This is a genomic window from Azospirillum sp. BE72, from assembly GCF_031455875.1.
Taxonomy (GTDB): domain Bacteria; phylum Pseudomonadota; class Alphaproteobacteria; order Azospirillales; family Azospirillaceae; genus Azospirillum.
Window position 1 is genome coordinate 1 of sequence record NZ_JAVDTO010000035.1, and the last position, 11,507, is coordinate 11,507.

Consider the following 11,507-nt stretch of genomic DNA (forward strand, 5'->3'; position numbering starts at 1 on the left):
CCCCCAGACCGGAAATCCAGGAGCAGCGAATCATGCTACGGCGGCAAAGGGAATCCCCCTCAGCGATTCCAGGCAACCTGAGAACGCTCTAGCAGCGCTTTCACCGACCGAAATGAGGCTGACAGCGGCTACTGCCATGCCGTCTCGGAAGCTCAATCCTTCGCTCAACAGGTTCGCGGTCGCTACAACCGCGCCGCCTGACGACGCCGGCGTCTCCCGCCGCCATTCATCAGCTCTCCCCCTGGGGCACACGTTGCCCCTCGGGCATGGTGTGCCTCGTCGTCTAACCTAGACGCCAATAGGTGCATCATGACTGGCCACCTGCTGAAATCCGTTCCAGCAGATATCCTACAACGCGTGACCGCGGCCCTGCGGGAGCACGCAGACCGTCCAAGCGCGGGCTTCACCTACAGTGGACCCGGCGCCATACAGGCCGACTTGGAGACGTTGGAAGCGATCCTCGCCAACAACACTCCCCGCCGGCTGGCCATCGTGCTTGACGGCGGCCTTGTCCAGGCCGTCGTCGGTGAGAACATCCCAGGCAATCTCGGGGTCGCGATCATCGACTACGACACCGAGGGCGCAGACGAGGTCGATCTGGCGCGCATCCGCCAATCCGACGGGTCCGATGCCGAGGCAATCGTGACGCTTTCGGCCATCGATCCCCCTGGCATCGACCTCAATAGCGTGTTCAGCAGCGTGACCTGATCGTCACGCTCTCCTGAGCTCGCAACCACAGCCGGCTCCGGCCGGCCGCCACAGCTACATTCCCCAATCGGGGCGCGCTTCGCCCCAACAAGGGGAGTGGTGCGCCTCACCCACAGACAAGGTGCATCATGAAGAAGCTGACCAAGTTCATCGGGCTGACCGCACAGTTCCTCTACGAAGTGTCGGATGGCGAGCTCTTCAGCAAGCCGCCGGCGCCTGTCGTTGTGACGGAGCGCACGGTCTACACGGGTGAGACCCTCCAACTCAAACGGCAAGCTTCGCTCGCCGGCGGGTACTACCGGGTCTTTCTCAAGCCGAGCACCGAAGGCGTCCGCCAGTGGTTCAGTCCTCGTCTGAACCGTGAGGAAGCCGTTGCGACTTTCTCGCGCATGGCGCGGCGGCTCGCCTGAACGTCAATCCGCGCCGTCCGGCTCCCCCTGGGGGTCGGGCGGCGCCATCCCCAAGCGGGCACATGATGCCCCATACGGGGAGCGTGTGCCCCAACCACGAGATCGCACATGCAACAGCAGTCCATCACACTGCATAAGATCATCGGGCCGTTCTTCGACATCTTCAACTGCCCGCTGCCAGTGTGGCACGTCGTCATCGAGGTTCTCTCAACGGGCGAAGTGTTCCACTTCGTGGTCTATGGGGAATCCCGAGACGACGCATGGGACGCAATAGACGGTGCCCTCGGCGCCGGGAAGGCGTTGAACGATGGCCGGAAGATATCAACGGCCGACCGGGCCATTTGGATCAACGCACTCCCACCGGGGCAGACCCGTCCGCAAGGCACCGAGCGTGTCGTCATCGCGTACGGCGTCACGCCCTACGATGGGGAGTTTCGTTGGTTCGTGACCGTCACCGCTGAGGGGTGCAAACCTCGCTCCATTAAGGAACGGTGGCCGCGGTCATACTTAACTGCGGCGACGGCGCTCCGGGAAGCCAAACAGAAGGCGGAAGAGCAAGCGGCGCTGTATGGAGCCAGCTGGCAGGTGACCGTCACAGGCCCGAGCGTACTCGCGCCGGCTGCTACGTGAAAGGGGGAAGGATGATGCAGAGTGTCACCATTCAGACCCTCGACGACGACGGCAACATTATCAGCGAGGAGACGTCGGGTGTGGTTCGGATAACCGACACCAGCCAATTCCAGGAGATGCTCAACCTCATGCAGACGGGGTTGAGTTTTGAGGAGGCCGCGGCGCGGATCGAGGCCGCCTGAGGTCGCCCATATCATCGCACCGGATCGCGAGGCACTGCCTTCAAATCCGGGGGGGTTAACCCGCTGTGGTCTCGGTGTTCTGCATGAACTCCGAGACCGCAGCACTCTTTCGTTTGTTCATTCCAGCCGGTCGATAGGAAGTGCGGGGCATGCCTATCCAGGCAAAGACGACGCACAGTCGCTGCTGCGCCCCATGCATGTCCAGCTTTATCGGACTGCGCACGCCCGAGAAAGACATCGATTTCCCGCGCCTTTCGGCGGCGCGAAAGAGGGGTCTGGAAAGGTAGCTTTGCGGACATGACGATACGCTCCGCCCTCATCAGCACCACTGCCGCCTTGCTCGCTGGCTCGATGGCTTTTTCTGCGTCGGCCCAGCAGCAGGCACAGTCCGCGGGCTTCTTCGGCGATCGGGAGCGCGGCTGGTTCTGGTATGAGGTCCAGCCGGAGCCCGACGAGGAACCGCCGCCCCCAAAAAAGGAAGAGCCCGCACTGCCGCCAGCGGCGGCGACCCCACCACCTCCTCCTCCGCCTCCGCAGCCCCTAGAACAGCCAAAGGTCCCGGAACCGCCCGCCTTCGGCTCGGCCGCTTGGCTACGGGAGAACCTGCCCAAGTACCGGGACCGTGCGCTGGATGAACCCAGCGCCGAGAACGTGCGCGCCTACTACGTCATTCAGCGGCTCGCCATGGACAAGGCTTCGGCTTTCACGGATATGGCTCAGCGCGTTGTCGTGGGCGATCCGCTATTGGATGAGACAGGCCGTCGTCCGACCGCGACCTTCGCCGCGAACGAGATGAACGCCGTGGCTGGGGAGGCCACCGACGCGGAGCTGAAGGAGATCGCGCAGCAGGCCGGCATTTGGTTCTTCTACCGAAGCGATTGCGTCTACTGCGACAAGCAGGCGCCGGTCCTCGAGATGCTGGAACGCGCCTATGGCTTCCACATCACGCCGATCAGCCTTGATGGAAAACCCCTGCCTGGTGGGCAGTTTCCGAACTTCCGGGCGGACACAGGGCAGGCTGCAAAGCTGGGCGTGGAGCGCACGCCGACCCTGGTCCTGGTCCGCCCGCCGGAAGGCGTTCAGACCATCGCCCGTGGTGTCCTATCGCTGCACGAGCTGCGGCGGCGCATCCTCACCGGCGCCCTCAACGCAGGCTGGATCGACCAGAACGCGTTCAACAAGACCCGTGCCGTCGACAACGGGCCAATGCTGCCCGCGAAGATCGATATGCCTCCTGAGATCGCCGCCGACCCCGCTCAACTCGTCAAACACCTTCGTTCCATGGTGAGGCAATGATCAAGATCGCCCGCAAGATAGTCGCCGCGGTAACAGTAGGCGCGTGCCTCACCGTCATGGCGCCCCCGGTACAGCCGCAGGCCGCCGGTCTGCAGAGCCAGATGGACTCGCTGTTCGGCGCCATGAGCAACACGACTGCTCCTGGCGTTTGGGAGACGCAGCGGCGCGGCGTTTTGGCCGGCGGACAGTTTACTGCCAAGAACCGGATCATGAATGAGAACTTGGTTTCCTTTGTGCCGCCGAGCTTTGAAGCGGGATGCGGCGGCATCGATCTGTTCGGCGGCTCGTTCAGCTTCATCAACGCCGATCAGTTCGTGCAGCTGATGCGCGGCATTGCCGCAAACGCCGCCGGCTACGCTTTCCAACTCGCGCTGGGCTCGATGTGTCAGGACTGCGCGGCGATCATTGAGCAGATCCAGAAGAAGATCCAGCAACTCAACCAGTTCTTTGGTAACAGCTGCCAATTGGCGCAGGGTATCGTCAATGACACCTTGGGCGCGGCGCTAAAGAAGCAGGAAACCGAAGCGTCCAAGATCAGCTTCACAAAGGGCATTGGCGACATTTTCGAATCCTGGACGACATCCGGCGGCAAGGGCCCGACCCAACAGGCCGCAGAAAACGCGCCGGATGACTTTTCCCAGAAAGTTAAGGGCAACATCGTTTGGCGCGCCCTCAAAAAGCATGCTGTCAGCGGTTGGTTTGTTGGTGGTGACGAAGAGATGCTGGAGGCGATGATGAACGTCGCCGGTACGGTCATTGTTGGCGACATGACTGACGCGGGGGGCGGCAAGCAGTCACCGCGATACTCAGCTATCTCGGGAAACAAGATCCGCTTTCGTGACTTGGTGGAAGGCACAAACGGTCAATCCGTCACCGTGCTTCGGTGCGATACAAAGTCTGCAGATGGCTGCATCAACCCGACCATGGGAACGATGGTTATCAAAGGCTTTAGGAAGATGCTGGAGGAAAAGCTCCTGGATGGAAGCGGTGGCGCTCCTGGACTCGTGCACCGAATCGCGGACAACCAAGGCACTTTGAGCGCGGCGGACCAGGCATTCCTTTCCCCGCAGCGTTATGGCTTGGCTGGGCTGATCTTCCAGTTGGCAAAGCATGGACGGATGGGTGCCGTGGCGTTGACCGAGCGGGCCATCCCTCACCTTGCTTATGACATGGCGGCGCTCATGGTGGACGATATGATCAAAGCCGTCGAGGCTGCCGTGAAGGTATCCGATGACGCGCACGCGAAGGAACTGGATGCGCTCCTTCGGGATTCACGTACCGATCTTCGAGCTCAGCAGCAGCAGGTTCGGGGACAGATCGGTGACCCGACCGAGATCTTCCGGGATTATCTCTCTATTTTGGATATCACGCAGAAAATTCGCTACGCCGCAACTGGCCCGGTCGCGAGGGAATGACGCCAAATGTGGAATATTAATAGCATTGGCGACAGCGCGTTTCTTGCTGAGATCTTGAATGCCGTAGCGATGATCGTCGGCACCGGGGAATTTTATGCTGTGGCTCAGATCGGGCTTTTGCTCGGAGCCCTGCTTGTGTGCTTTCAAGCGGTTGCAGCAGGAGCGAGGGCCATCGATTGGCAGAAGGTCTTTCTCGGATGGGTCGTGTTCTCACTTCTCTTTGGACCGTCGACGACCGTTGTCGTAACCGATGCCTACACCGGCCAAGTTCGCCCCGTTGCTAACGTGCCGGTTGGCGTTGCGGCTGGCGGTTCGCTCATTTCCGAGATCGGATATCAACTCACTGTGCTCTTCGAGCAAGGGTTCTCGATGCCGGCAATGACTCAGCATGGCTATGGAAGCTCACTCGAAGTGTTGAAGAAAGTTCGGGTTCACTCGGGGGACCCGTTGATGCTTGGTCCCGCGAACAGATTTGCAGGGGGTTCATCAAACTTCGAGAGGTCGTGGACCGATTACATTCAACGCTGCACAATGACCGGCTTGAGTTCGGGCGTGATCGACCCACATACGATATACAACTCTGCAGAGCTTGTTTCTGCACTTAAGTTTGATTCCCGTATATGGATGGCCGAACTGTGGCTCGGCAGCTCGGGATCCCAAAACTACGATTGCACCGAAGCACATGCTCGGCTTGCTTCGATCACGCCCGTCGTTGTCCAAGATTACTTGGGCAAGGTGCTTCCGTCGGTGCTGAATGTGCCAGCCTCGGACGTACCGGCGAAGATCGGGGACGCACTCCTTGCTCTTGGAGTCACGGCAGTTACGCCAACACAATTCGTCACCACTTCGATTTTGCAGCCGATTTTCGAGCGCGCCGCGGTGGCAAGGTCGGAAGAGGACCGCGCTTTCAGCTACGCCAAGATGATCGAGGACGCGAAGAACCAGCGTGCGATGTCGTGGATTGGCGAAGCCTCGATGTTCCGGAGCATCGTTCGGCCAATGCTAACCTTCCTGGAGGGCTTCACCTACGCCGTGACGCCGATCATGGGGTTCCTCGTGGTGCTCGGCCCCCTGGGCATATCGATTGCCGGCAAGTACGTCCTGACGCTGCTCTGGATTCAATTGTGGATGCCTGTGCTCGCGATCGTGAACCTGTTCATTCACATGAGCCTAACGGGACGGTTGGGAGGGCTTGAAGACTCCGGCTTCTCACTCGGGTCCATGAACGGGCTTTTGGCCGCCGACGGTGCGTTGCAGAAGTGGATATCCACTGGTGAAATGCTAGCCTCGTCGGTCCCGGCGCTGACACTCATGCTGATCTACGGTGGGTCCGTAGCCGCCACGCACCTAGCTGGACGCCTTCAGGGTGGCGACTTCATCAAAGAGGATAAGGTGGCCCGGGACACGTTCAATGCCACACCCAAATACCAGATGGCGCCGAGCTATACCGGTGACTCGAGCCGCGTGACGATGGCCAGCGGGGCTGACCAAATGTTGACGTCCTTCAACGTCGGCTCGTTGGCGCAGAGTGCGGAGTCGTCGACCAAGAGTGTCGCCGACGCTAAGACGCATACCTTTGCCAGCAACCTCGCATCGACGGTTGGCACCCAAGCTGTTCAGCAATATCAGACCGGGCACAGCGAACTATTCAAGTCGGGGTCGGCGTTTCAGGGCAGCAAGACCTATGAGCTGGTCTCGAGTAGCATGAAGGACGTGACTGATAGATTTTCCCGTGGCGATGACGTTAAAACCCAACTCATCAATTCTGCTGCATTGGAGTATGGCCTTACAGGGAACATCAGTCCCGGGTTACGTCTCAAACTTGGCGAAGCGTTTGGGGGTGCGGTTAAAGGTGGAGTTGAAGCCGGCGTCAGCGTTGGAGCTGGAGGCAAGGTAACTGACCAAATGAGCGGGGCAGCCGGACATTCAGCTGCGGCGCAGATCGAGGCGTCGATCAGAGCTCAATTTGGCCGGAACGATAAGCTCAGCGGCGCGCTGACCGACACCGCAATGCGTGAAGCTGCTGATACTAGTCAGAATAGCTTCACCAGCAGCCTATCGGAAAGCCATCAAAAGACGCTGAGTGAAAGCGCTCAGCAAGCCCTCACCGCCCAGGAGGCCTACCAGAGGGCAGACAGCCTTGCCCGGTCCTTTGGAACCAGCCAGACGATCTCCGCCGGTCAAGCAGTCAATTCGATCAACCAACAGCATGGTGGCAGGGAGCGGCTTGAAGCAGAACTGGAGCGTCGCAACCTGAAGGGCGCTCGTGACGCTCTGATCCGTATGGACGAGCGTTCTGGTGGAGCAATCACAAAGGCATTCGCCAACAGAGAAGACGCTATTACCTACGCCGGCTTAATGACCTTGAACAACCAGAACAAAATGCAAGGAGCTTCCGCGAGTTCATCCGCTGAAGTTGCTGACAGAAAGGCTGCATTGCTCGGCTTGCTCTCGGGCGCAACAAATCATAATAGCGATCCCATGGGAGATCCGTCCCGTAATGCACATCTAGAAGAGTCCGCTGCTGGAATCCCCCAGCCACGAGCGGAAGTTCAAAGTGTGGTTGGCAGAAAGCCAATCCCCGCCTTTGGACAGGTTAAAGCCGCGGGTGAGCCAAAGATGCCGGATCGCCAGGACCTGGAAGGGTCCACCGGGAGAAAGCCGCTGCCGCAATCAGAAGATCAAGGAAGGGATGGCAGCAAGCCCATCCCTGCCGTCGGTCACACCAACGGAGCGAACCAGCCAAACATGCCCACACGGGCTGATCTCGAGAAGCGGTTTGAGGAGACTGAGGTCCGTCACAGAAAGGAGTTCAACGACGATCCGTTTGTGCAAGGTACCGGAGAACTGCACGACAAAACGCGGTCGCGAGTGCGGGAAGATATGGCCCCTGGCCAAGCCCGGTTCAACAACCCGTCTTTGGTTCGGAGTAGCTATGAAACTTTCCAGCATGATCCCGGTCATATGGTTGGCATCAATGTGGAACCCAAAGCGACGCAGGGTTCGCCATCCACCAGCTCACCTGAGGCGCCAAGCAACGCTCCTCCCTTGATGCAAGGGAACGGGCACCCCTCGACAGGCGACGTCGAAGCGGCGCCCCCGCCGAAACAACCATCGACTGGAGTCGCAGGAAGTCGGCCGCCAGGAACTTTGGCTCAGGGGCGCGCAAACTAATAGACGCTGGCCGTCAGCATCCTGGCTAGTTCCTACCATACCGCCCGGCGTCGAACACCGACGGCCGGGCGCGTTCATTTTCTGCCCCCAACAAGTCACGAGCATATTCGACCGCTTTGGCAGCACGCCGCCGACAAAAATGGAGCCTTAAGTGTAGCGGCCCGAGATCATCGGCAATCGGACCCGAGATTTTGACCGACTCCGGGACCGGATTTCCTGAGACGGGACACGGGCTCTGGCCCACATTGCGTGAGACGGGAGGCGCATTGTTTGAGACGGACCTGAGATCATGGGGGCCGGCCCGCAATCCGTGAGACAAGATCGGTCAGAGCGGAAGCCCGGCCGCCTGCATCTGCTGGGTCAATTCCTGCGCCCGGACACCGCTCAGCTCACCTCGCAGGAACTGACGGATCTCCGCCGGCTTGACGCTGAACTGGTCGGCCAGGGAGCGTACGCTGTAGCCATGGCGGGTCAGCCGCGGTTCCAGATCATCGAGCTGACGTGACAAGATGCTCTCGACCACCTGGGCCGTGACCGGCCGGTCTCCGATCCGGTACGCTTCCTCGAACGCAAGGGTCAGGTGCTGCTCGATCTGGAGCGGGGTCTTTAGCCGCTTGGCCAGCAACTCCACGGCCGCCGTCTCGATCAGCTCGTCAATGTCGATGCCCTCGCCGGCGCAGCGCGCGAGGAGCCAGCGGATGTAGGCGAGCTGATTCCCCGCCATGCCGTCGAACTCGAACACCACCGAGCGGTAGCCGATCTCCTCCATGGTCGGACGCCGGAGATCGTTTCGAAGCTTGGGGTGGCCCACCAGCACGACGGACAGCATGCCGCCGCCGTCGGCCACCACCTCCATCAGCCGCTTCAGACCGATCAGCGTCTTGCCGTGCAGATCGTGCGCTTCGTCCACGAACAGGGCCACCGGCTTGCGGCCGCGCCGTACGAGTTGCTGCAGTTCGCGCTCCCGCTTTTCGCCGAGGGTCGGAATTTTTGGGTCCTTGTCTGGAGAGAGGTCATGGAACAGCGCGGTGATGAGGGTCGGGATGGTGGTGCGATCCTTGTCCACCGACAGACTCTTCGACACCGTGACGCGCCCGTCGCGGGTCAGTTCGTCCTGAATGCGGCGAAGCAGCACTGTCTTGCCGCTGCCGACGACGCCGGCGACCGCCACCAAGCGTCCCGCCAGGATGGACGCTTTCACATCCTTGATGAGCTGGCGGTGATGGTCGGTTTCGTAATACCCGGCCATCAGCAGGTCCCGTTCCAACCTGAAATGCTCCATGACCTCCGTCAGCATGCCCCGCCCCCTCCCGTCCGCTGTCTGAAGTACGCCCGCACCTTCGTCAGCACCTCATCCTTGGCCAGGGTCTCCCGCACCAGCGCGTCGATCCAGGTTCGGTCCTCAACCGGCAGCTTCGCCAACGCCAAGCCGATCTCCCCGGCAATCGCGCGCTTGGCCGCGATGATGTCGGGAAAGGTCAAGGTGCGGTAGGGGTCCGGATCGGTGAAGGCCACCTTGGGAGCCGGTGCCGTGACGGGGGGTGGCAGGGGCGAGGTCCCGCCGTCCAGGGCAGCGCGCGGCAGGCCGATGCGCTCCGCCAGTTCAGCCACCCGGTCGGCCCGCTCCTCGGCTCTGGTCTTCTGATGCTTGCGGTACTTGTGCAGCGGGATGGGGCCCCCGACCGGGCCGTAGGGCCCATACCGCCGGTCGCCGTGCTCGACATAGAGCTCCTGGTCAAACAACCCCCACCAGAGCACCACCTCCTCGCCGGCCAAGTCCGGATCGACCTCGTAGGCCACGCCTTCGACGGTGATGCGGGTATCGATGCCAACCTTGCGTCGTTCCGGCTCTCGCGCGAAGGCGCAGAACCGGTCCCAAGCGCACATCTCGCGGTAGCCCTTCTCCGGCAGGTGCCGCACCCAGTCCTCAATGCGGCTGTGCGGCTCCGACCGGTGATCCTGGGCGTTGTAGCGGACGAGGTAGCGGCGCAGCCACAGATTCGCCTCCGCCTCGTCCTGCGGTTCGTGGAAATGGTAGAGCGTCTCATGGACGTCCTTGACGGTGCGGAACGGCCGCTCGACCTTGCCCTTCGACCGGGCGGTGGTGCGCCGGCCGTCGCTCTCTGCCGGCAGGTGGGTCATCACCTTGACGCCCAGGCAGGCCATGACGTTCTGGAACACGCGCGAGCGGGTGACCGGGCCGTTGTCCATGTAGATCGCTTCGGGGATGCCCTGGAAGGGCATGTCCTCCTCTGGCTTGGGCGCCATGGCGTTGTAGAGAAAGCGCAGGGCCGACTCCGCGTCCTCGCCGTAAACGCACCGGTACTCCTGGTAGACGGTGCCGCTGCGATCGTCGGCGACGCTGAACAGCATCAGGGTGGGCGCTCCCCGGCCGGGCTCGATCCAGAGCGGTTGCTTGACGTGTTTCAGGTCCGATGGGCTCATGTCGAACTGCCATAGCTCATTCGACCGTCGGGCTTGAAACCGCACGGCCGCCGGCGCGCGGGTCACCCTGGCATAGTCCAGCCCCCACACGCGCAGATATCGGTTGACCGTGGTTTTGTGCAGTGTGCCCGGCGCCGGCTGCACCAGCCCCTCCGGGGCCTCGACCCCATGCTCCTCCATCAGCCGGATCGCCTGCACCGTCGACAGGTGGCGGCCCTTCTTGTTGGTGGTCCGCAGCTTCAGGGCGGCGACGATCTCGCAATAGCGCTCCATCTCCGTGGCAGGCATCTTCCGCGGCTTTCCCCGGTCGGCCCGACGAAGGGCCTTGGGCCGAAGGGATTGCTGAAGGGCGCGGTAGAGGGTGGCGCGGGACACGCCGTAGAGTTCCCTGGCCGACCGCAGGATCTCGGCACGGTCGGGATGACGGGGCGGCAGCGTGTCCAGCCGGCGGCGCAGATGCACCAGTGCCTCGGCCGGGATCCGCCGCCCGTCACTCACCGGCCATCTCCTCGATGTAGGCGTACAGTGTCGGCTTGGAGATCCCCATGAGCCGGCAGATCTCCATCACCGTATGCTTGCGTTCCTGATAGAGCTGGACGGCGAGCCGGCGTTTGTCAGGGTCCAGTACCTTGCGGCGCCCGCCCAGCCGGCCACGGGCCCTGGCCGCGCTGAGCCCGGCCTGGGTGCGCTCCCGCACGAGGTTGCGCTCAAATTCGGCGAGCGCCCCAAACATGTGGAAGACCAGCCGCCCGCCGCTCGACCCTGTATCAATCGCGTCGTGTAGGCTGCGCAGCCCGACGCCGGCGGCATCGAGCCGTTCGGCCAGCTCGATGAGGTCCTTCAGGGACCGACCCAGCCGATCGAGCCGCCAGACGACCAGCGTGTCGCCCCGGCGGACCACGTCGAGCGCGGCGGCAAGACCGGGGCGGTCAGTCCTGGCACCGCTGCGGCGATCCTCGAAGATCCTCTCGCATCCAGCCGCGCCGAGTGCATCCCGCTGAAGATGCAGGTTCTGATCGTCGGTAGATACCCGTGCGTAGCCGATCAGCATGGGCCAAGCCCCCGGTTGGGCAGGAAACCCGTGGTGCGCGCTCGATACCAGACGATGAAAGACTGACCTGATTTCTTTACCACATCGGCGGCGGCGCGACGTGTGACCTTCAGAGATAGGTGGCGGTCGTTCTCCAGCGCTATGTGGCACCGATGACGAGCGTACTCCGCGCGGCCTCGACCACATCGTCGGTGAT

The 11,507-nt window shown here is 62.0% G+C and carries 10 protein-coding genes; 7 read left to right on the top strand and 3 right to left on the bottom strand.

Going from position 1 to position 11,507, the window contains the following annotated elements:
• The first annotated feature begins 309 nt into the window (after positions 1–309).
• From J2Y49_RS32115 to J2Y49_RS32145, 7 genes are all read left to right on the top strand, one after another.
• Positions 310–708, top strand: coding sequence for a hypothetical protein (locus J2Y49_RS32115; protein WP_149226303.1), 399 nt, complete (start codon positions 310–312; stop codon positions 706–708).
• Between the two features lie 128 nt (positions 709–836).
• The gene (locus J2Y49_RS32120; protein WP_149226305.1) at positions 837–1,118 is read left to right on the top strand and encodes a hypothetical protein; all 282 of its coding nucleotides are present in this window, start codon (positions 837–839) and stop codon (positions 1,116–1,118) included.
• A gap of 108 nt (positions 1,119–1,226) precedes the next feature.
• Positions 1,227–1,748: a hypothetical protein gene (locus tag J2Y49_RS32125; protein WP_149226306.1), complete on the top strand. Its 522-nt coding sequence runs from the start codon at positions 1,227–1,229 to the stop codon at positions 1,746–1,748.
• A gap of 14 nt (positions 1,749–1,762) precedes the next feature.
• Positions 1,763–1,930: a hypothetical protein gene (locus tag J2Y49_RS32130; RefSeq protein ID WP_310119812.1), complete on the top strand. Its 168-nt coding sequence runs from the start codon at positions 1,763–1,765 to the stop codon at positions 1,928–1,930.
• A gap of 297 nt (positions 1,931–2,227) precedes the next feature.
• Positions 2,228–3,226: a conjugal transfer protein TraF gene (gene traF / locus J2Y49_RS32135; protein ID WP_310119814.1), complete on the top strand. Its 999-nt coding sequence runs from the start codon at positions 2,228–2,230 to the stop codon at positions 3,224–3,226.
• Entirely contained in the window at positions 3,223–4,641 is a 1,419-nt protein-coding gene (locus J2Y49_RS32140; RefSeq protein WP_310119816.1) for a conjugal transfer protein TraH, read from the top strand. The genes traF and J2Y49_RS32140 overlap by 4 nt, the downstream gene beginning before the upstream one ends.
• 6 nt (positions 4,642–4,647) lie before the next feature.
• Positions 4,648–7,815, top strand: coding sequence for a conjugal transfer protein TraG N-terminal domain-containing protein (locus J2Y49_RS32145; RefSeq protein WP_310119818.1), 3,168 nt, complete (start codon positions 4,648–4,650; stop codon positions 7,813–7,815).
• Between the two features lie 325 nt (positions 7,816–8,140).
• On the opposite strand, the gene J2Y49_RS32150 is transcribed toward J2Y49_RS32145, so the two are convergent.
• The 3 genes from J2Y49_RS32150 to J2Y49_RS32160 are packed head-to-tail and all read right to left on the bottom strand — an operon-like array spanning position 8,141 to position 11,311.
• Positions 8,141–9,112, bottom strand: a complete 972-nt coding sequence (locus J2Y49_RS32150; protein WP_310119820.1) for an AAA family ATPase — start codon at positions 9,110–9,112, stop codon at positions 8,141–8,143.
• A complete protein-coding gene (locus tag J2Y49_RS32155) occupies positions 9,106–10,740 on the bottom strand; it encodes an IS481 family transposase (protein ID WP_310119822.1) in 1,635 nt (544 codons plus the stop codon). Before J2Y49_RS32155 ends, J2Y49_RS32150 begins: the two co-directional genes overlap by 7 nt.
• Positions 10,741–10,750: 10 nt before the next feature.
• Positions 10,751–11,311 carry a recombinase family protein gene (locus tag J2Y49_RS32160; protein WP_310119821.1) on the bottom strand — a complete coding sequence of 187 codons (561 nt, stop codon included), beginning with the start codon at positions 11,309–11,311 and terminating at the stop codon, positions 10,751–10,753.
• Positions 11,312–11,507: the final 196 nt, after the last annotated feature.

Coding starts and splice junctions, on each gene's coding strand:
- J2Y49_RS32115 (WP_149226303.1), top strand. CDS start 310: ATGACTGGCCACCTGCTGAAATCCGTTCCAGCAGATATCCTACAACGC.
- J2Y49_RS32120 (WP_149226305.1), top strand. CDS start 837: ATGAAGAAGCTGACCAAGTTCATCGGGCTGACCGCACAGTTCCTCTAC.
- J2Y49_RS32125 (WP_149226306.1), top strand. CDS start 1,227: ATGCAACAGCAGTCCATCACACTGCATAAGATCATCGGGCCGTTCTTC.
- J2Y49_RS32130 (WP_310119812.1), top strand. CDS start 1,763: ATGCAGAGTGTCACCATTCAGACCCTCGACGACGACGGCAACATTATC.
- traF (WP_310119814.1), top strand. CDS start 2,228: ATGACGATACGCTCCGCCCTCATCAGCACCACTGCCGCCTTGCTCGCT.
- J2Y49_RS32140 (WP_310119816.1), top strand. CDS start 3,223: ATGATCAAGATCGCCCGCAAGATAGTCGCCGCGGTAACAGTAGGCGCG.
- J2Y49_RS32145 (WP_310119818.1), top strand. CDS start 4,648: ATGTGGAATATTAATAGCATTGGCGACAGCGCGTTTCTTGCTGAGATC.
- J2Y49_RS32150 (WP_310119820.1), bottom strand. CDS start 9,112: ATGCTGACGGAGGTCATGGAGCATTTCAGGTTGGAACGGGACCTGCTG.
- J2Y49_RS32160 (WP_310119821.1), bottom strand. CDS start 11,311: ATGCTGATCGGCTACGCACGGGTATCTACCGACGATCAGAACCTGCAT.